Annotated in this window: 17 protein-coding genes; 9 read left to right on the top strand and 8 right to left on the bottom strand. The window is 53.3% G+C overall.

Features of this window, described 5'->3' with window-relative positions:
* From MK323_00360 to MK323_00350, 3 genes are read left to right on the top strand one after another with little or no spacing between them, the layout of a single operon-like run.
* Nucleotides 1–2,316 carry a xanthine dehydrogenase family protein molybdopterin-binding subunit gene (locus MK323_00360; GenBank protein MCH2480619.1) on the top strand — a complete coding sequence of 772 codons (2,316 nt, stop codon included), beginning with the start codon at nucleotides 1–3 and terminating at the stop codon, nucleotides 2,314–2,316.
* Nucleotides 2,317–2,355: 39 nt separating this feature from the next.
* Complete coding sequence (locus MK323_00355; protein ID MCH2480618.1) at nucleotides 2,356–2,601, top strand: MoaD/ThiS family protein; 246 nt, start codon at nucleotides 2,356–2,358, stop codon at nucleotides 2,599–2,601.
* Nucleotides 2,602–2,649: 48 nt separating this feature from the next.
* On the top strand, nucleotides 2,650–3,918 hold the full coding sequence (locus MK323_00350) for a M24 family metallopeptidase (GenBank protein ID MCH2480617.1): 1,269 nt from the start codon (nucleotides 2,650–2,652) through the stop codon (nucleotides 3,916–3,918).
* 37 nt (nucleotides 3,919–3,955) lie between these two features.
* On the opposite strand, the gene MK323_00345 is transcribed toward MK323_00350, so the two are convergent.
* Nucleotides 3,956–5,566 (bottom strand): thiamine pyrophosphate-dependent enzyme, encoded by a 1,611-nt coding sequence (locus tag MK323_00345; GenBank protein MCH2480616.1) that lies wholly within the window; start codon nucleotides 5,564–5,566, stop codon nucleotides 3,956–3,958.
* A gap of 210 nt (nucleotides 5,567–5,776) precedes the next feature.
* Between MK323_00345 and MK323_00340 the strand changes: the two genes are divergently transcribed.
* Complete coding sequence (locus MK323_00340) at nucleotides 5,777–6,946, top strand: pyridoxal phosphate-dependent aminotransferase (protein ID MCH2480615.1); 1,170 nt, start codon at nucleotides 5,777–5,779, stop codon at nucleotides 6,944–6,946.
* 52 nt (nucleotides 6,947–6,998) lie between these two features.
* A complete protein-coding gene (locus MK323_00335; GenBank protein MCH2480614.1) occupies nucleotides 6,999–8,042 on the top strand; it encodes a zinc-binding dehydrogenase in 1,044 nt (347 codons plus the stop codon).
* A gap of 39 nt (nucleotides 8,043–8,081) precedes the next feature.
* Here MK323_00335 and MK323_00330 read toward each other — a convergent pair whose 3' ends face one another.
* Entirely contained in the window at nucleotides 8,082–8,888 is an 807-nt protein-coding gene (locus tag MK323_00330) for an enoyl-CoA hydratase (GenBank protein MCH2480613.1), read from the bottom strand.
* A gap of 231 nt (nucleotides 8,889–9,119) precedes the next feature.
* On the opposite strand from MK323_00330, the gene MK323_00325 reads away from it, so the two are divergent.
* Nucleotides 9,120–10,214, top strand: coding sequence for a mandelate racemase/muconate lactonizing enzyme family protein (locus tag MK323_00325; protein MCH2480612.1), 1,095 nt, complete (start codon nucleotides 9,120–9,122; stop codon nucleotides 10,212–10,214).
* A gap of 40 nt (nucleotides 10,215–10,254) precedes the next feature.
* Entirely contained in the window at nucleotides 10,255–11,190 is a 936-nt protein-coding gene (locus tag MK323_00320; protein MCH2480611.1) for a dihydrodipicolinate synthase family protein, read from the top strand.
* A gap of 42 nt (nucleotides 11,191–11,232) precedes the next feature.
* Here MK323_00320 and MK323_00315 read toward each other — a convergent pair whose 3' ends face one another.
* The 6 genes from MK323_00315 to MK323_00290 form a co-directional block, all read right to left on the bottom strand.
* Nucleotides 11,233–12,225, bottom strand: a complete 993-nt coding sequence (locus MK323_00315) for a zinc-dependent alcohol dehydrogenase family protein (GenBank protein ID MCH2480610.1) — start codon at nucleotides 12,223–12,225, stop codon at nucleotides 11,233–11,235.
* A gap of 16 nt (nucleotides 12,226–12,241) precedes the next feature.
* Nucleotides 12,242–13,327: a malate/lactate/ureidoglycolate dehydrogenase gene (locus MK323_00310; GenBank protein ID MCH2480609.1), complete on the bottom strand. Its 1,086-nt coding sequence runs from the start codon at nucleotides 13,325–13,327 to the stop codon at nucleotides 12,242–12,244.
* Between the two features lie 78 nt (nucleotides 13,328–13,405).
* Entirely contained in the window at nucleotides 13,406–14,203 is a 798-nt protein-coding gene (locus MK323_00305) for a phytanoyl-CoA dioxygenase family protein (GenBank protein ID MCH2480608.1), read from the bottom strand.
* A 101-nt stretch (nucleotides 14,204–14,304) separates the two neighbouring features.
* A complete protein-coding gene (locus MK323_00300) occupies nucleotides 14,305–15,096 on the bottom strand; it encodes a hydroxyacylglutathione hydrolase (protein MCH2480607.1) in 792 nt (263 codons plus the stop codon).
* Between the two features lie 81 nt (nucleotides 15,097–15,177).
* Entirely contained in the window at nucleotides 15,178–16,284 is a 1,107-nt protein-coding gene (locus MK323_00295) for an LLM class flavin-dependent oxidoreductase (protein ID MCH2480606.1), read from the bottom strand.
* A 75-nt stretch (nucleotides 16,285–16,359) separates the two neighbouring features.
* Entirely contained in the window at nucleotides 16,360–17,334 is a 975-nt protein-coding gene (locus tag MK323_00290; protein MCH2480605.1) for a D-2-hydroxyacid dehydrogenase, read from the bottom strand.
* A gap of 115 nt (nucleotides 17,335–17,449) precedes the next feature.
* On the opposite strand from MK323_00290, the gene MK323_00285 reads away from it, so the two are divergent.
* Nucleotides 17,450–18,202 (top strand): SDR family oxidoreductase, encoded by a 753-nt coding sequence (locus MK323_00285; protein ID MCH2480604.1) that lies wholly within the window; start codon nucleotides 17,450–17,452, stop codon nucleotides 18,200–18,202.
* A gap of 36 nt (nucleotides 18,203–18,238) precedes the next feature.
* Nucleotides 18,239–19,165 (top strand): DUF1932 domain-containing protein, encoded by a 927-nt coding sequence (locus tag MK323_00280; GenBank protein MCH2480603.1) that lies wholly within the window; start codon nucleotides 18,239–18,241, stop codon nucleotides 19,163–19,165.
* Nucleotides 19,166–19,280: the final 115 nt, after the last annotated feature.

Below are 19,280 nucleotides of genomic sequence, written 5' to 3'. Positions count from 1 at the left end.
ATGGTCGCTGCAGTAGAAAAAATATTCAATGACACGATAACGGACCGAGAAACCCGGGAAAAAACCCTGAAATGGGTGGGTACTCGGGCGCCCAGACCAGACGGTGTCGATAAAGTCACGGGCCGGGCCAAGTTTGGCGCCGACACCTATCTGCCGAACATGCTGCACGGCAAGGTGCTCAGAAGCCCGCACGCGCATGCTCGAATCAAGTCTATAGATGTTAGCAAGGCACTCGCACTGCCGGGTGTCAAGGCGGCAGTGACCCGCGACGACTTTCCCGATCAGCCCGCGGGAGCGGTCCAGCCAGCCGGGGAAATGGTGATCAACTACCGGGACATGACCCGGAATATCATGGCCCGCGAAAAAGCATTGTACGAGGGTCACGCTGTCGCAGCGGTGGCTGCTGTCAATGAACGTGTGGCTCGTAAGGCTTTGTCTCTGATTGAAGTTGACTACGAAATTCTGCCCCATGTAATTGACGTAGAGGAGGCGATGAAGCCGGGGGCCCCGCTGATACGCGAGGACCTGATTACTGAAGGCATGGAGCCCGCGCCCAAGGAGCCCTCAAATATTGCCAAACGTGTTGAATTTGGACATGGTGATCTTGACGCCGGGTTCGCAAAAGCAGATGTGGTTATTGAGCGTACCTTCAAGACGCAACCGGTACACCAGGGCTATATAGAGCCGCATGCCTGCCTGGCGAGTTTCAGTGAAGACGGTCAAGCTGAGTTGTGGTGCTCCACGCAAGGTCATTACGTTGCCCGCGGGCACTGTGCGACCTTGCTCCAGATAGATGTATCAAAGCTTCGAGTGACCTCTTCCGAGATCGGCGGTGGGTTTGGTGGTAAAACCGTGGTTTACCTCGAGCCTGTGGCCCTGGCGCTGTCCCGTAAAGCGTGCCAACCGGTGAAAATGGTGATGACCCGTGAAGAAGTTTTTCGGGCAACCGGCCCCGCCTGTGGCTCGAGCATGAAGGTGCGCATTGGGGCGACCCGGGATGGGCACATCACCGCCGGTGAGGCTATCCTTAACTTTCAGGCTGGTGCTTTTGCAGGTTCACCGGTACCAGCCGCTGCGCAGTGTGCGTTCGCACCGTATGATCTTAAAAACGTTCGAACAATCGGTTTTGATGTCTTGTGTAATCGACCGAAGGTGGCTGCTTACCGTGCACCCGGTGCACCGCTTGGCGAATATGCGGTGGAGTCGGTTATTGATGAGCTGGCCAAAAAACTCAACATGGACCCACTCGAGTTTCGTCTGAAAAATGCCGCGAAAGAAGGGTCTGAGTCATCGTACGGACCCAAATTTGGACCCATTGGTTGTGTTGAAACGTTAGAGGCAGCCCAAAAGCACGATCACTATCTCTCACCCCTGAACCCCGGACAGGGACGTGGGGTTGCGAGTGGTTACTGGTTTAATATCGGTGGACAGACATCAGCAACGCTTAATTTATGTGAAGATGGGTCTGTCGCACTGGTGGTGGGAACCCCGGATATCGGAGGTAGCCGAGCGTCATTAACGATGATGGCGGCCGAGTCCCTCGGTATAGAGTTGGACAAGGTGAGACCAATAATCGGCGACACCAGTGCGTTGGGTTACAACATGCTGACGGGGGGTAGCCGGGTTACTTTTGCTGGCGGTATTGCGGTACACGGTGCTGCAGAAGATATGATCCACCAACTGCGCGAACGTGCTGCTGCCACCTGGGATATTCCCATAGAGGATATCGAGTGGCATGAAGGCCAGGCGGTGGCGCTAAATGGACATGCCGATCAGGAAGCTCCACTATTCATGCTGGACCTTGCCAAGGATATGGCCAAGAGTGGCGGCCCAATCGTCGGCCGGTGTTCCACCAACGCTCAAGGGGCAGGCCCAAGTTTCGGTTGTCATATTGTCGACGTTGACGTTGATAAGGAAACCGGGAAAGTGAGCGTTACTCGATATACAGTGATCCAGGATGCAGGTAAAGCGGTTCATCCCAGCTATGTCGAGGGTCAGTATCAGGGCGGTGCGGTCCAAGGAATTGGCTGGGCGCTCAACGAAGAGTACATTTACGATGAAAACGGAAAAGTCGAGAACCCTGGATTTCTGGATTACCGCGTACCGGTGTGTTCCGATGTGCCAATGATCGATACCGTGATTGTGGAAGTTCCGAATCCTGAGCATCCGTACGGGGTACGGGGGGTGGGTGAAACCCCACTGGTACCACCATTGGCGGCGATCTCCAACGCGGTCGAAAATGCTTTGGACATACGCTTTACCGAACTGCCGATGTCCCCACCCCGGGTGCTTGCTGCGATCGAATCCGCAAGTTGAGGATTCGAGCTGAGCTGATCGCCTAAGCAATAGATTGCAATGGCAAGGATTGTCCTGACAGGCAACCTGAAGCTGTATACCGGCGGCGTAACGGAGCTGGAGCTTGAAAGTCGATCTATACGGAGTCTGATCCGGGATCTCCGTCGCCGATATCCTGATATCCCCCAAGATATTGAGGATGAGCTGGCAATTTCAATAGATGGCGTACTTCATCAGGATGACTGGTTCGCAAAAATCGGACCAGACAGCGAAGTCCATTTACTACCTCGAATCGCCGGAGGTTGAGATCGGTCATCCACAGTACACTGATCCTTATCTGCTGGAACGCCTCTCATGATCCCATATCCTCCACGAGCGCTTCCTGAACAGTTATGCAATATCGAACGGTTAGTCGACGCGTTGACGATTCGAAATCTGGACGGTGTCGTCGTGTCTTCTCCGTACAATATGTACTATCTCTCAGGATTCAAGGGGATTGCCCACAAGTCAGATGAACCGCGCCCCTATGCGGTGGTTTTCTCGCGCCATCAACCGGATCACCCAATATTGGTAGTAGCCGACTACTATGTGGGGAGCCTGATTAGTCAACCCACCTGGATTGAGGATATCCGCGCTTTTCGGGCTGTGATGCTCCCACTGGATCTACCGCCTCAAGATAGAGATCTGGAACGTTTTCTCCCTACAGGCATAGATAGTACGTCATGGGCAGGTAATCTACGCGCCCATTATGCCAATAATATTGCCCAGTCTTGTCGTGAGGCGATGGCCGACCTCGGTCTGAGTTCGGGTAGGGTCGCGTTTGACGATCTTCGATTTGGCCAGCAACTGGGGATGGAAACCATCGAAGTAGTCGATGGGTACGATCCAATGATGTATGCCCGCTGTGTGAAAACTGATGTTGAGATTGAGCTCCTAAAAAGAGCAACGACTGTCAACGAAGAAGCAATCTGCCGATCAATCAACGCTTGGAGTCGGGGGATGATGTGGCAGGATTTCAACCATGAATACCATAAATCTGTGGTAGAGATGGGTGGCTTTGTACGAGATCCTGGTGCAATGGTTTGGGGCCATCCCTGCGGTGGGGATCCGGCCGTAACATTGCATTCCAGGTTAGACGATTTTGTGATGGAACCCGGCATGAATATCTTATTTGACTGCCACGGGACACTCGATCTTTATTGCTGGGATGGTGGTAAGACCTGGGTGGTTGATGGAGAAGCAACAGGTGATGCGAAACAGTATGCGAATGCTACTGCGGATGCCGCAACGGCGGTGATGGAGGCAATGCGTCCAGGGGTAACGATCAGCGATCTACAGCGAGTCGGTCGAGCAGTGTATCGAACAAGCGGAGTCGCAGGTGCTGACGACGTTTTAATATTTTTCCATGGACTGGGTCTCAGTCATATGGAGCTCGAACAGTTCGGCGCCGACGGTGTGCCTAACTATGACTGGCGCCTTGAAGCGAATATGGTGGTACCGCTACATATTCTATACCCGGGAGATGAGCATCACCGTATCTGGATAGAGGAAGTGGTTCGAGTGACACCTGATGGTGGAGAGCCGTTTTTTAGTTGGGGCCTTGACCCCTTGATCACCGTCTAAGAGGTAAAGTCTTACGCTGCAGGAAATCTGGGGTCGGTCAGCTACCGGGTCCCGGTTCGACCATCACCTCCAGAAGTGATGGCCCGGTACTTTTGAGACTTTCCGAGAAACAGGCGATGAACTCCTCAGGTTTGTTGATCTGCTTCCCGGGAGTGCCAAGTGCAGTTGAAAGTGCTGCCATGTCAATCGGTGGATCCTTGAAGTCCATACCAATAAACCGTTCGTCGCCATGAAAAGCAATGAGACGCTCTTTTAGAATTCTGTAGCCTCGATTATTAAGGATCACAAAAGTGATCGGCAGCTGTAGATGAGCTGCGGTCCACAGCGCCTGCGGGCTGTACATTGCACTGCCATCTCCAATTATTGCAACAACCCGCCGATCCGGTTGAGCTAACTGGACGCCGATAGCAGCCGCAATGCCCCAGCCGATACCGCCACTGACCATGCCGAAATAACTATAGCGATCGCGCAAGGGCATAAAATCGAGCAGCGACTTGGCGGCTGTAAGGCCCTCATCAACCACAATGCAGTTTTTTGTGAGCTGACTGCTCAACGCCATCATGAGCCATTCTGGCTCGATAGGATGGGTATTAGCATCTTCAGTGGCCTGCTGCATTTTTGCAGCTCGATTTGTCGACCAGTTAGATGATGTTAACGATTCCATTCCTGCAGATGCCCGGTCTTTCAGATCTTGTCCGCCTCGTTGGATCAGAAGAGGCACCAGTGCGCCCAGCGTTTCACTGACATCGTGGCGCAGAGCAATTTTTGCCGGATAGTTTTTCCCCATTTCCCAATCCCGAAGGCCGATCTGTAGGATTTCAAGCTCTGGAGGTAGTGGATCAGTAGGGCTCCAGACAGACATCTGCAAGATGTCACAGCCGATTGCGAGCATCAGATCAAAGGGCGCTAAAGTATTCCTGACCCGCTGCTGATCTCGGGTAAGGCTGCCCATAAATGCAGGGTGTTCAGAGATGAAGTGGGCGCCACTGGGCACCGTCTGCTGGTAGACAGGTGCGCCAAGTGTCTCTGCTAGGCTGGCTACCTCATTTTGAGCATCGCTGGAGACTACTTCGCTACCAGCAACGATTACGGGGCTATTTGAAGCAAGAATCGTGTTAGTCAGCTGTTCTAAAGCATTTTCAGATGGTCGTCCTACGGTATCAACCCGAGTGGGAACGCCGAGTTCGATCTGGCTTTCCTGATTCAGAATATCACCCGGTAGAGAAAGAAATACCGGACCAGTTGGAGCTGTAGTCGCAATTTTTGCGGCTCGGTGAATGATCCGAGGCATATCTTCAATACGAGATATTTCGTGTGCCCATTTGACGACGGGTCGTGCCATGTCAATCATCGGCCCGTACAGCAGGGGTTCGGTCAAGCCGTGGCCTTGTTCCTGCTGCCCGGCAGTGATGATCAGCGGTGAGCCGCTCTGGTACGCGTTGTAGATCGAGCCGATTGCGTTACCTAGGCCGGGTGCAACGTGTACATTGCACGCTGTGACAGTGCCTGAGGCGCGGGCGAATCCATCCGCCATCGCCACGACGACGGATTCTTGCAACCCCAACACGTAGGATAATTCCGGGTGATCATTAAGAGCGTGCATGATCGCCAGTTCGGTTGTTCCAGGATTTCCGAATAGATGAGTCACACCTTCCTGTGCCAACAAAGACAGGAAAAGGTCACGGCCGTGAGGGTTTAGATTATCGATTGCGACTTCTCCAACAGAGTATTCCAGACAATGGTGTATGTTCAGTTGGAATACAGTCTAAAACAATCACTGGATGAGTCATAGAGTGTTTGCCAGCCTGAGTTTGAAGGTATGATTCAGCATTGGTGACCGTTGACAGGAAATTAGGTAATGCTTCAACTTTCGGAAAAGATGAACAGGCTCGGCACTGAAACCGCGTTCGAGGTTCTTGCGCGGGCTGAAGTCCTTTCACGCGAAGGGCGAGATATCATTAATCTGGGGATCGGTCAGCCGGATTTTAAGACGCCGGCGCATATTGTTGAGGCAGCCATAAAAGCGCTACGAGATGGTCATCATGGTTATACCCCGTCTCCGGGCATACTGCCGTTGCGTGAAGCGGTTGTGACTGATCTGCGCCTGAGGCGCGGGATTGAGATTAGTCCAGAACGGATTGTTGTGGTGCCCGGTGGTAAAGTGACGATGTTTTTTGCCATCTTGATGTTTGGCGAACCGGGTGTCGAAATACTTTATCCAAATCCAGGTTTTCCGATTTATGAATCAGTAATTCAGTTCTCAGGCGCGACTGCGGTGCCCACACCATTACTGGAAGAACGGGATTTTTCGTTTGATGCCGAGGCTGTACTGGATCAAATCACACCAGATACCCGTCTGTTGATCCTCAACTCACCCACGAACCCGACGGGTGGCGCCATGTCCCGTGATGAAATCGATAAACTCGTTACGGGGCTGGTTGACCATTCACATGTTGCGGTGCTCAGTGATGAGATCTATTCGCGAATCAGTTACGATGGACGGGAACATGTTTCTCTGCTGGGCTACCCCGAGATTGCAGATCGGCTCATTCTCCTGGATGGTTGGAGCAAGACCTACGCAATGACCGGATGGCGGATAGGTTACGCCGTGTGGCCCGAGGCACTGGTAGAGAGTGCAACTCGACTGGCTGTTAACTGCCACTCGTGTGTTAATGCAGCAACGCAGTATGCCGGTATCGCCGCGCTTGAGGGTCCCCAGGATGCAGTAGACGATATGGTGCGCGCTTTTGACCAGCGTCGCCAGGTCATTGTTGATGGTCTTAATGCAATACCAGGATTCCGATGTCGTACGCCAGGCGGTGCGTTTTATGCTTTTCCGAATGTCGAGGGAACAGGGCTTGATGCACGTTCGCTTCAAAGAAGACTATTGGAAGAAGCGGGTGTGGCTACTGTAGCCGGGACAAGTTTTGGTCATCTGGGAGAAGGGTACATACGTTTTTCCTACGCCAACAGCATCGACAACATAAAGGAAGCCCTGACACGGATAACATCTTTGCTGGCAAATTAATTTACGGGACAGTCGTTCGTATTTCTCAGAATCAATCTTAGGAGGCATCGTTATGCAAGGTGTTGTATTCATGGGAGATCGCAAGCTTGAGTTCATGGAGTTTGCCGATCCAGAACCTGGTCCAGATGAGGTAATTTTAGAGATTAGAGCGTCCGGAATGTGTGGTAGTGATCTTAAGTTTTACAGGGTCAGCGGTGGTGCGGCGGCACTGGGATTAGGGGGCGATGGTAGTCCGGTGATTGGCGGCCATGAACCCTGTGGCGATATTGTGGAGATTGGAGGCAACGTCGATCCCGGTCAGGCAAAGGTGGGGCAGCGGGTGATGGTTCACCACTATAAAGGCTGCGGTGTGTGTGGGCACTGTCAGGACGGTTGGGGGCAGTTGTGTCGAGAAGGTATTGTGGTCTACGGTGCTACAGGCCATGGAGCGCATGCGCAATATATGAAGGTACCGTCGAGCACCTTGGTTCCATTGCCGGATGCTCTAACCTACTCTGAAGGCGCTGCAATTTCCTGTGGCACCGGTACAGCTTACGCTGCACTGGGGCGATTGGAAATTTCAGCTGGTGATACGATTGCAATTTATGGGCAGGGGCCGGTAGGACTCAGTGCGACTCAACTTGCCACTGCTATGGGCGCTCGTGTAGTCGCGATTGACATCAGTGCGCAAAGACTCTTACGTGCAGACCAGTTTGGCGCTGAGATCCTCATCGACCCGGCTCAGGAGAATGCCGTTAATCAGATTCGGGAGTTAACCGATGGAGCTGGCGCGGATCTATCGCTGGATTGCAGTTCAGCCTCTTCAGCCAGACTGGCAGCGGTTCAGTGTGTGCGGACCTGGGGCAGAGCTTGCTTTGTGGGTGAAGGCGGTGAGGTCACAATCAATGTCAGCAACGACATGCTGCGACGTCAGGTGACCGTCATCGGGTCATGGACATTTTCAACATCAGGGCAAGCAGAATGTGCCCAGTTTATCGTCGATAAAGGGGTCGACGTCGACGCGTTGTTTACCGATCGGTATGCGCTGAGCCAGGCTGAAGAGGCCTACTCATTGTTCGATGAACAGCAAACCGGCAAGGGGGTATTTGAGTTCTAGTTGAGCGGTGATTTGAAGCAGGAGATGGGCCCATCAGATTTAGTGGCCTTTGAAAACCGGTTTTCTTTTTTCCATGAACGCTCGCCTGCCTTCGATGTAGTCTTCACTGCTAAAGCAGTTCTCGACCAACTGTTCACAAAGTGCCTGGTCAAAACCTCCAGGTTTGGAAATCTGCCCAACGATCTGTTTGACGGCAGTAATTGTGAGCGGTGCATTGGCACCGATCGACTGGCAATAGTCCTGGACTATCGCTTCCAGTTCCTGATCCGGGACCATTCTGTTGATCAATCCCATGGTCAGGGCTTCCGGGGCCGGTACTTGGCGGGCTGTGAAGAAGATATCTTTGGCAGCCGAAGGCCCGACCAGGTCAACCAGTTTTCGAATACCGCCGTAGCGGTAGCCCACGCTCAGCTTCGCAGCCGGGATACCAAATCTGGATGCCTCTGTTGCAATACGCAGGTCGCAGCTCACAGCAATGCCTGCACCACCGCCAATACAGTATCCTCGGATCATCGCGATCGTCGGCTTAGTGCAGCTGTATAGCCTGTCTGTCGCGGTATCTGCGATATCCTCGTAGTGTTTAGTCGCGGACTCTGAGGACCGGACCTGTTCAAACTCCGAAATATCTGCGCCAGAGATAAAGGCCTTTTCGCCAGCCCCTTTGAGCACCACCACTTTGACGGCGTCATTTGCTTCAAATGTGTCCAGTATCTGGGGAATCGCCTCCCACATTTCCGCCTTGACGGCATTGTGTTTGTCTGGATTGTTGAAAATCATCCAGCCGATATTGCCTTCTGTTTCGGCGATCATGAAGGGTGTTGATGACGCCAGCCTTTGTTTGGGCATGGTTGCTTCCTTTTTAGGGCGCTGGTTTAAGAATGTCTATGCTACCTGAGCAGGGTGTATGGATTCTAGAGTAATATTGCCAACATGAACTGTGGCAGTCTAGCATGAGTGGTGCTTAATAAATTTCTGCGTTGGGTTCTCAACATATAAAAAGTTCCGGTTGCGCACCGACTTTTCATTAACGGACGTCGAGCAGTGATTAGGCCTCCTAGGAAAGATAAGAGTAAAGCTGTGAAAGTTAGCAGTGTCGACGCGATACCTCTGAAGATCCCGTTTACACACGGGGGCCCCTCGATCGCTTGGGCAGGGAACGACTGGCAGGCCCTGGATATTGTTCTGGTGCGTCTGGAAACCGATGCGGGGCTGGTGGGTTGGGGAGAAGCTTTCAGCTATAACTGTCGTCGGGCAGTCGTCGCCATGATTGAAGATGTGGCCGGACCGATGGTGTTGGGCAAGCAGTTGTCGGATCGGGAACAGGTCATTCAGGAGCTGCAGGTTCAGATGCATCTGTGGGGCCGATACGGGATCTCAATGTTCGCTATATCCGGAATTGATATCGCACTGTGGGATCTAGCTGGCAAGGCGGCAGAACAGTCGTTAGGTCAATTGCTTGGCGGAGATAAGAAAAAATTACCTGCTTATGCCAGCCTCCTCAAGTACCACGCCCCCGAGATCGTTGCTGAACAGACAGCTCATGCCATGGCAAATGGATATGGACTGATTAAACTACATGAATCAACCCCTGAACCTGTGAAGGCAGCGAGAGAAACAGCCGGTGCCGAGGTGCCGATCATGCTGGATGTCAACTGTGCCTGGTCGGTCTCGGAAGCTCGGCATATGATCCCGCAATTAGGTGACTGCAATCTGCACTGGCTGGAAGAGCCGGTCTGGCCGCCTGAGAACTTTGCTGCTCTGGCAGCTTTGCGTGCAGATTACAACATACCGATTGCGGCCGGAGAGAATGCGTGTACACACTGGCAGTTCGAATCGATGTTCGATTCTGGTGCTGTGGATTTTGCACAACCCAGTGTTACAAAGGTCGGTGGCGTCACTGAATTTTTGAAAGTCGATGAAGCGGCCCGAAAGCGCCAAGTCTCCGTGGCGCCTCATTCACCTTATTTTGGTCCGGGCTTTCTCGCGACGGCCCAGTTGATCTCGGCTATGACCGGAGACATTCCTATTGAGCGGTTCTACATGGAACCGCAAGCGAGCCTTTATGGGGCGGCCATCGATCCGGTCGATGGGGAGTTCCGAGTTCCTGAAGGGCCGGGACTCGGACTGGATCCCGATCCTGATGTTATCCGTGAATATCGGATAAATGACTGATTTTAGTTACACAATCTATGAACAGCCGGGAGGCGTAGCGATGAGTAGTCAACGATTTAGTGGTGTACTGGTGCCGGTGATTACGCCGTTTAAGAATGATCTGTCTCCAGATGTCGAGGCGTTTGTAACTCATTGCAAGTGGATGCTTGGCCAGGGCGTTGATGGGCTCGCGATTTTCGGCACGACCAGCGAAGCCAATTCGCTGACGGTTAATGAGAGGACTCAATTACTGGATGCGTTGGTTGAAAGCGGTGTACCCGCTGCCAGACTGATGCCCGGTACCGGCGCCTGCTCAATAATGGATGCCAGTGTATTGACTGCTCATGCGGTCAATCACGGTTGTGGCGGTGTCCTGATGTTGCCACCGTTCTATTACAAAGCCGTTGATACGGAAGGTCTGTATGCCAGTTTTGTGGAGGTGATACAGCGTGTCGGTGATGATCGCCTCAAGATTTATCTGTATCACATACCGCCTGTTGCCCAAATTTCTATCGGTCTTGATCTGATCGAGCGATTAATCAACGCTTATCCGGATACCGTTGTTGGACTTAAAGACAGTTCAGGTGATTGGGACAATACAAAGGCTATACTGGATCGTTTCCCGGGTTTCTCAACCTTTGCGGGATCGGAAGGATTTCTTCTCGATACATTACGTCACGGAGGCGCCGGCTGTATCACGGCGAGTGGTAACGCCAATCCGGCGGGAATCCGTAAGGTTTATAGCGCCTGGAAGGAAGGTTCGGCATCTGCAGAGGCGCTTCAGGCTCGTATCAGTCAGATCCGAGTGACACTTCAGACCTATCCCATGATCCCGGCGCTCAAGGCAATGACGGCGCGATTCACGAAGCGACCCAGCTGGGCCTTAACCAGACCTCCGTTGGTGCCGTTGTCTGACAAACAAGCTACAGCGTTGTTGTCTGACCTGGACACAATCAGCTTTGATATTGAGACCAATGGAGACTGTGTGAACGCTTGAAGAGGTCATCCTCCTTGTTCGTGTAGACAATGGAAGGGTTCGTCAGGACATGTTGTTCGGCAGAACCAGGACTTTACCGCTCCTGCCTTCGCGGCCCGCATGAGCCAGAGCATCCTTAATGTCTTCGATGTCGTATGTTGCTTCTATAGGAACATGGAGTACACCCTGAGCGATGTCATCGATAAGTTCCTCGTAGAGCGTTTCCATGCGATTCCGGGGCATGTCCCTGAGCCGTGTCGCGAGCCAGAATCCGGTCAGGGTGAGGTGCCGAAAGACGATCCAGTCGGGCATGATCATGCATGGTTCGCCGCTCAACATGCCGTAGTTGACCATCACGCCACCGTCGGCGAGACAGCTGCCAAGGTGCAGGCTTGTTTCCCCGGCAACGGCGTCGATAGCCAGCCGTACACCGGTGCCATCGGTTATTTCCTCGACTCTTTCAGAGAGGCTGTCAGTACCAACCAGCACCACATCAGCTCCGAGGGTTCGCAACGGGGCACTGAGTGTCTCCCGGCGTACGACGTTAATTGTTTTGATCCCGGCCTTCGCAGCCAGGCGTATTACGCAGTGCCCAACTCCGGAATTTGCAGCGTCCTGAATTATCCAGTCGCCCGGTTCCAGTTTCACATATTCCCGTAGCATAAGGGCGGCGGTGGCCGGGTTTACTTTCAGCATGGCGAATTGAAGAAGGTCACCAGAGTCAGTGTTTATCTTTAGAAGTTCGGTTGCTTTGACTTTTCGTTTCTGGGACCAGTTCTCCCGACTCAGCAGTAAGACTAGGTCGCCCGGTAGAAAGTCGTTAACCGCGCTGCCCACTTCGCCGACATGCCCGACGGCTTCGGCACCGGGCGTATAAGGCAGCGGGGGGCGGGTCGCATATCGGCCTTCAATCGTCAGCAGGTCTGCCGGATTGATCGGAAATGCAGCCACATTGACAATGACCTCATCGGGTGCCGGTGAAGCGGGATCGGGGAGCTCGGTACAGTAGGCAACCTCGTTTGGGGTTCCATGGTAGTCCATCCGTACGGCTTTCATGATACTGGTCTCCAGGTTATTGGGTTGATGCGAGGATGTCTGAATTTGAGAGCCCAACGTCACGAGCAGTGTCAAGGATCGCGCGCCATACGTCTTCGGATAATTCAATACCATTTGCTGTACGCTCTAGACGCCGCTGGCGTTCCATATCTCCCGGCACGAGTACGTTGCCATCTGGTTCGGCTGGCTTGCTGGTCTTGAAAAATGCGATGTATTGTTGCGCCTCTTGCAAGAAGACCTGGTCTGTGTCTAGATGGTCCGGTGAGATATAGATCGAAAGCATGCCGTTTAAGATATACGGCTTGTCCGGTCCCGCGCAGCCACCGCCAGTCAAAGCACCGGCCAGTACCTCGCACATCAGTGCCAGACCTGATCCTTTATGTTCACCCATCGCCCGAATGGCACCGTCCCCAGCTCGAACATCGTTGGTGCGTGCGGGATCGGCCTCTCCGTAGAGTGCTTTTGGATCGTCAGTGGGTTGCCCATCTCCCCTGATCAGTGAACCCGGCGGCAGCGGTTTGCCACCCGTTGCCGCAACCAGAACCTTGCCCTCGGCCACGCTGGAGGTTGCGAAATCGAGAATCAACGGCTCACTGTCTCCCAGCGGTACACCAATCGTGACAGGGTTAGTTGACATCCGCCTTGATACGCCGCCAAAGGGAGCGACCAACAGGCTGCCGGCCACATTGACAAAATGAATGGAAATCAGTCCAGCCTCTATCGCGATTTCTGCCCAGTCACCGATCCTTCCAAGGTGTCCCGACTGTCGCAATGCAACGATAGATATACCGCTTCTAAGGGCCTTGTTGATCCCAAGCTGTACAGCCTGTTCACCGATAGTTTGCCCAAACCCACGGTTGCCATCGACGACCGTGATCAGGTCGGTTTCGCTGATTATGGTGAGATTCTGTCCAGCTCTGAGATTGCCCGATTCAAGCCAACTGACGTACCTGGGCACTCGGATGACGCCATGACTGTCGTGACCTGTGAGGTTAGCCGATGCCAGGTGTCGGGCGATGCGCTCACTTTCCTCTGGACTACAGCCCGCTTTAGCAAAAATATCGGCGACCAAAGATCGAAGCAGATCAACCTGAATCAACATGCCAAAGTCTCCGCTGTGTAGAAGATGAACGTATCTATTTGGAACTGTTCTCGTGCTGACCGTTGATGCGCGCAGGGCTCAATGGCCAATCTGAAAATCATTGTTGCTTCGATCTTTTCCCCGCAGTAACCACAACGGTCTTGTCGCAAAATTGACCAGGTAGCCTGAACCATCGCTGGTTTCGTAAAGCGAGCGATTGAAGTGGCTGGTTGCTGGCATGTAGCGGATAGCGACACCAGCCCGACGTTCATTGGAGGTATTTGGATTGGAGCCGTGGATCATATAGACGTCGTGCAGCGAAAACTGTCCGGGGCTAAGCTCGACATCCACGGCGTTTCCGATATCAACACGTGGATCGTCCACATGCTGGTTCAGCACCAGATGTTCCCGGTCCGATTTCGAATGCTGATAGTAATGCTGACCTGAATGCGAACCCGGAATGACGCGAAGACAGCCATTACCAACATTGCTGTCATCAATGGCGACCCAGGCTGTACAGGTTGCAAGCGGCTGAATCGGCCAGTAGTGACCATCCTGGTGCATGGGCACTTCCATGCCGTCAGAAGCGGGTTTGCAGAACACCTGGCAGCCCCAGAGAATGATGTTAGGTCCGATTAACTGTTCTACCCGATCCAGGATTTCCGGGTTTTGGGCAAGGTTCAACCATGCACTGTGACCTCGTATGCCTTCATCATTCAGGCGGTCGATATGAGCGCTGACCAGGTGTTCAGGACGTACCGAAGGATTAGAAACAATTGTTTCCTCCAACGCAGAGTCAAGCTCCGCCATCTTTTCGGGTGGCAACGCGTAGTCAGGCACGACGTATCCATCGTGATGGTAGCGCTCGATTTCTGTGTTGCTTAACAGGTCAGTCATCGCCGGTTGCTTTTCGTGTCGAGCAGTGGTCCGCGTTACTCAGGCCGGCAACGCTTAAATCGTATGGATTGGCGCAAAAGAATGCACGGTGCCACTTTCGTTCACCAACTGTTGCGAAGCTCCCTGAGCTTCACAAAGACAGTCTTGGGGTCAGGGTCGTCTGGCAGGTCGAGAAACTGTTCTTTGAGTCGATTGATTACTGTCGGATTTTGGAGCCGGAAAAATGTATTGATTTCCTTTTCCAGGCCGAGCGTGGAAACCAACGCGTGCTCTGGATCCTGCGTACCGTTGTCGTTTCTCAGGTCGCGGGCTTTTTGGTTGTCCGGTTCACGGTCAAGGGTGAAGTCGAGGTTGTTCTCCCAGTAATCGTGACCAGGGTAGACCCGGGTGTCGTCCGGTAGTTTTGAAAGTTGAGTAGCGAAGGTGTCGTAGAGTTCTTCTGGGTGTCCACCATTGTGGCAGTTTCCGGCGCCTGCATTAAACAGCGTATCCCCACAGAAAATTGCGCGGTGGTCTGAACGAGATAGAAGACAAACATGGGTCATGGTGTGACCGGGCGTATCCAGAACCTCCAACTCAACAGTTTTCCCGACCTTAACCACGTCACCTGCTGTCAGACCCTGATCCATGTCTGGAATCGAATCCCGTGCATTGGCGTGAGCGATGATACGGGCGCCGGTTGCGGCAACCATCGGCGCGTTACCCCCGATGTGATCACCATGTTCATGCGTATTGAGAATCTGTGTAATTTCCCAGCCCATCGACTGAGCTTTGGCTAAGCATTTGTCATGATCAAGCGGATCTACTGCAAGTGCTTCACCTGACTCAGGGCAAGCGATAAGGTAGTTGAAATTACGCCAGGCATTTGCGGTCCAGATTTGCTCAACGATCACAGTGTCGTCCTCATGGTTTGTGTGGGTTGAATGATCAGTTTGGCTTAACGTGTTGGCTATAAATAATGATTCTACGGAGTCTCAGTCCAAAGCGGGCAGCTGATCGGCGTACTGAGACAATGTCGGCGTGATGTCTTCGGCCAGTCGTTTCATCGATGATCGCCATAAGGTTGGATCATCCCAGTCCTGGGCAACCATCACCAGTGTGCCAAATCTGCCCAGTGTATCAGTCATCTCAATCAGTCGTTCGAGCACGGTCGACGTGGATCCTGCGATCACACAATCGACCAGTGCTTGAGGAACCTCAAGCAGCTCATTGAGTGTTTCAATCGACTCGGTTTGTTTGTCTCGGAATTCTTCGATCTGACGTACGCCTCGAATGTAGCGATAGTAGAAGGCAAACGTACCGTCTGGGTCAGCGAGTATATCCTCGGCCTGAGAGTCGCTATCGGCCACGAGTATGTTCCGGCAGACCCGCCAAATTCGACGGTCAGCCGGTTTACCCAGATTCTGCCGAGTCCTGGAGTAGTCCCGCCATTGCGCAACCACATTTTCGATGGGTACAAAATTTGCCGATATCGGGATGAAAGACCGTTCGGCAATTGTCTGAGCGGTTAGTCCACCGGGTCCAACCATAGCAAGAGCAATTGGGGGATAGGGCTGTTGGAATGGTTTAGCCATCGAGCCCACCCCGTGACTCAACCAGACACGCTGTTGTAAAGAAAAATCATAGAACTCGCCGCTGTGGCTCAGTGGTGCGTCTTCCTGCCACAGCTTGATCATCAGTTCGAGCCCTTCGAGGGCGATGCGGTAACGTTCTGGCATTTCCTTGCCGCCAAAAAGTTCGGCATCGCTCATCAAACCACCGGGCCCGATCCCAAGAATCAGGCGGCCGCCGCTGAGCTGATCAAATTGAGCGACTTCTGCTGCGACCACAACTGGGTTGTGGTACGGAAGATTGATTACGCCGGTTGCGAAGCGTATTGACGGGGCATCTTTGAGTAAGGTGGCCATGAACATCAGCGGGGACGGAATCTGTTCCGTCTTGGTTGTGAAGTGTTCGCCGATCCAGGCTTCTGAGAAGCCTAGCTGGTCGGCCAGGATGATAGCTTCTCGATCCTCGGCCAATGCCTTTGACCAGGGTTTTTCGGGGCGATGTACGGGTTGTGCAAAAAGGCCAAGTTCCATGTGAATTCCCAATGTTGTGTCTGGCGGTTGGCTCTGCCGACTGGTGTCGATAGAGATCTGCGAAAACAATGATGGTCAGATTACCTGGTTTACGAGATCAGATTGATTGTTCCACAGGCGCTGCAGGTTCTGCCACAGTATATCGATCACGTTTTCCTCATATTTCCGGGTCTCACCGCCGGTGTGGGGTGTAATGATCAAGTTATCGAGAGCCCAGAATGGTGATGAAACCGGTAGCGGTTCATCATTGAAGTGATCAATTGCGGCGCCAGCGATCGTTTTGCGGGCGAGTGCTGATAGAAGTGCAGGTTCGTTGACGCAGCCGCCACGCGCCACATTGACCAGATAGGCCGACTTTTTCATCGCGTTGAACGCACCGTCGTTCATCAGTTCACGAGTCTGGTCGGTCAGCGGGCAACAAAGAACAACGACATCTGCGCGAGCCAGTTGATCAGGAAAGCGCTCTGGGGACACAACTTCGTCGGCAGGACCACTGTAGTCATCGATGTTGCGCTTGACGCCGACCACGGTCATGCCAAATGCCTTGGACAGCGCTGCCAGGCGATTGCCGATGGCGCCAAGCCCGACAATCAGCACGGTATGGCCACAGAGATCGTCTTCGCGGGCGCCGAGATCGGAGATCATACTGCGCCAGATTTTCTGTTTCTGATTATCACGGCCGAAGTGAAGTTGTCGGTAAAGGGCAAGAATAAGGCCCATCGCATGCTGGCTGACCGCATCCGCGTTGACCCCGGTCGCGTTGGCGAGGTTAATGCCACGGGCTTTCAGTGTATCCAGTGGAAACTGGTCATAACCTGCACCAATCGACTGGATATACCGAAGACGGTTAGCGTGATCGAGGTATTCGTCTTGCCAGAATCCTGAGATAACCAGTACATCCGCCTCAGGCAATTGAGCCTGAGTGTCTTCTGTCGACCATGCCTGAGAGTGACTTATCTGGGTGTTGCGCAAGGAGAAACAATGGGCCATCTGGTAAGCCGCGTGCGAGAACAGGATACGCAGTTCGCTTTTGTCAGGAAATCTGTCCATATCCTACGGTGCTGAAAGTCATGATTGAGGGCATTAAATCAACACGTAAATATGGACGTTGGGCGTACCGCCTGCAAGCGCCAACTGCAAAGCCGTTTCGCGCTAGAATGATGTCATGAATAGTATTCAGCCTGTGTCGCGCACAGCTCTGGTTACCGGCAGTGGGCGAAATATCGGACGATCGATCGCTGTAGCGATTGGGGAACAAGGCCACAATGTGGTGATTAATGGTTCAGAAGATCGGGTCGCGTGTGAGGCAGTCGCAGCCGAGGTCGAGCAAGCGGGTGGCCGAGCTGTTGTGGCCATGGGAGATGTTGGTAGACGAGAATCATTTGATCACCTGATCGAAGTCGCTCATGATGCGTTTGGCTCGGTTGATATTCTGGTCAACAATGCGGCCATCCGACCGGAGAAACCTTTTCTCGATACCACTGACGCGGATTGGCATCGCGTGCTGGACGTGGACCTCAACGCGGTCTTTTATGGTTGTCGAGCTGCATTGCCTGGGATGGTCAGCAACAACTGGGGTCGAATAATCAATCTGACCGGAATGAATGCGATTCACGGCTATTCTGGTAGAGCGCCGGTCTCCGCTGCCAAACATGGTGTTTGGGGCTTAACCAAGGCCTTGGCCAAGGAATTTGGACCCAGTGGAATTACGGTCAATGCCATTTCACCGGGTCCAATTCGTCCAGAGCATGACGACCCGATACAGTCTCAGCATCTTCATGGGCAAGTAGGACGAATTCCCTTGGGGCACCTGGGTGAGCCCCGCCATATCGCGTCGTTGTGTGTGTATCTGATTTCTGATGGGGGTGGGTTCGTGTCCGGGCAAATGATTGCCTGTAACGGCGCAGCTGAAACCTGAAGCCAATCCCTTTAGCAGTTCGGATGATAATTCATGATGGTGAAAAAGATTGCAATATTGAGTCCTGGCGATATGGGGCATGCCGTAGGTCAAGCGTTATCTGAGCACGGCTTCGAGTTGTTGACGTGCCTGGCAGGGCGCAGCGATCGAACCGGCGCGCTGGCGCGGGATGCGGGGTTCCGGGTCAGCGAGACGCTGAACGACCTGATGGTCGAGGCTGATCTTCTGCTGTCGATACTGGTGCCTGCAAATGCAGAGACGGTGGCACAGGAGATCGCCCAATCACTTCAGGAAACAGGTGAATCCACACTGATTGCGGACTGCAATGCGATTTCACCTATGCGGTCAGAATACATTAGTCGCATCATAGAGTCTGCCGGCGGTAGGTTTATCGATGCTTCCATTATTGGCCATCCGCCCGGGCGAGGTGTACCGCCACGATTTTATGTGAGCGGACAATATGCCGATGCAATGTTAGACCTGGATGGCAAGGGAATCGCGGTGAAGACCTTGGGCGGTGACATTGGGCGGGCCTCGGGAATCAAGATGTGTTATGCCGCACTGACCAAAGGAACCAGTACCCTTCAGGTGGCACTGCTTACGGTCGCTGAGTCGCTGGGCTTGAGCGCTGAGTTACGTGCGGAATTGGCCTATAGCCAGAAAGCCGTGTTAGAAAACATGGAGTCAGGAATCCCGAGATTGCCGCCGAACGCCCATCGTTGGGTGGGTGAGATGGAAGAGATTGCAACGACATTTGCCGCCGAGGGTGTCACACCACATTTTCATCTGGGTGCAGCTTCTATCTACCGGTTGTTGGAACAGACGCCCTATGCGGCAGAAAGCCCTGAAGATATCGATCCCAATCGAACTATGGCCCAGACAATTACCGTTACTGCGGCGCAGTTGTCTAAGGGGAGGGCGGAAGATACCGACTCCGAACCGGAGTCGAAAGGCCCTGATTGACGTTTTGGTGGAACGGCCTCCGACTCGGTGGCGGGTGCTTGCGGAACTGTTGTCGCAGGCCAACCTTGTCTCCGTCGGCAGTACAGACAGCCGGCCGCTTTGGGTTCTGTTTTGC

This window comes from Gammaproteobacteria bacterium (assembly GCA_022450155.1).
In the GTDB taxonomy this organism is placed as follows: Bacteria; Pseudomonadota; Gammaproteobacteria; order Arenicellales; family UBA868; genus REDSEA-S09-B13.
Note: the sequence above shows the minus strand (reverse complement) of the source record. Positions and strands in the feature narration are given on the sequence as shown.

What these genes read in the sequence shown, in the direction of transcription:
- MK323_00360 (MCH2480619.1), top strand. Translation starts at nt 1, where the DNA reads ATGGTCGCTGCAGTAGAAAAAATATTCAATGACACGATAACGGACCGA.
- MK323_00355 (MCH2480618.1), top strand. Translation starts at nt 2,356, where the DNA reads ATGGCAAGGATTGTCCTGACAGGCAACCTGAAGCTGTATACCGGCGGC.
- MK323_00350 (MCH2480617.1), top strand. Translation starts at nt 2,650, where the DNA reads ATGATCCCATATCCTCCACGAGCGCTTCCTGAACAGTTATGCAATATC.
- MK323_00340 (MCH2480615.1), top strand. Translation starts at nt 5,777, where the DNA reads ATGCTTCAACTTTCGGAAAAGATGAACAGGCTCGGCACTGAAACCGCG.
- MK323_00335 (MCH2480614.1), top strand. Translation starts at nt 6,999, where the DNA reads ATGCAAGGTGTTGTATTCATGGGAGATCGCAAGCTTGAGTTCATGGAG.
- MK323_00330 (MCH2480613.1), bottom strand. Translation starts at nt 8,888, where the DNA reads ATGCCCAAACAAAGGCTGGCGTCATCAACACCCTTCATGATCGCCGAA.
- MK323_00320 (MCH2480611.1), top strand. Translation starts at nt 10,255, where the DNA reads ATGAGTAGTCAACGATTTAGTGGTGTACTGGTGCCGGTGATTACGCCG.
- MK323_00315 (MCH2480610.1), bottom strand. Translation starts at nt 12,225, where the DNA reads ATGAAAGCCGTACGGATGGACTACCATGGAACCCCAAACGAGGTTGCC.
- MK323_00310 (MCH2480609.1), bottom strand. Translation starts at nt 13,327, where the DNA reads ATGTTGATTCAGGTTGATCTGCTTCGATCTTTGGTCGCCGATATTTTT.
- MK323_00305 (MCH2480608.1), bottom strand. Translation starts at nt 14,203, where the DNA reads ATGACTGACCTGTTAAGCAACACAGAAATCGAGCGCTACCATCACGAT.
- MK323_00295 (MCH2480606.1), bottom strand. Translation starts at nt 16,284, where the DNA reads ATGGAACTTGGCCTTTTTGCACAACCCGTACATCGCCCCGAAAAACCC.
- MK323_00290 (MCH2480605.1), bottom strand. Translation starts at nt 17,334, where the DNA reads ATGGACAGATTTCCTGACAAAAGCGAACTGCGTATCCTGTTCTCGCAC.
- MK323_00285 (MCH2480604.1), top strand. Translation starts at nt 17,450, where the DNA reads ATGAATAGTATTCAGCCTGTGTCGCGCACAGCTCTGGTTACCGGCAGT.
- MK323_00280 (MCH2480603.1), top strand. Translation starts at nt 18,239, where the DNA reads ATGGTGAAAAAGATTGCAATATTGAGTCCTGGCGATATGGGGCATGCC.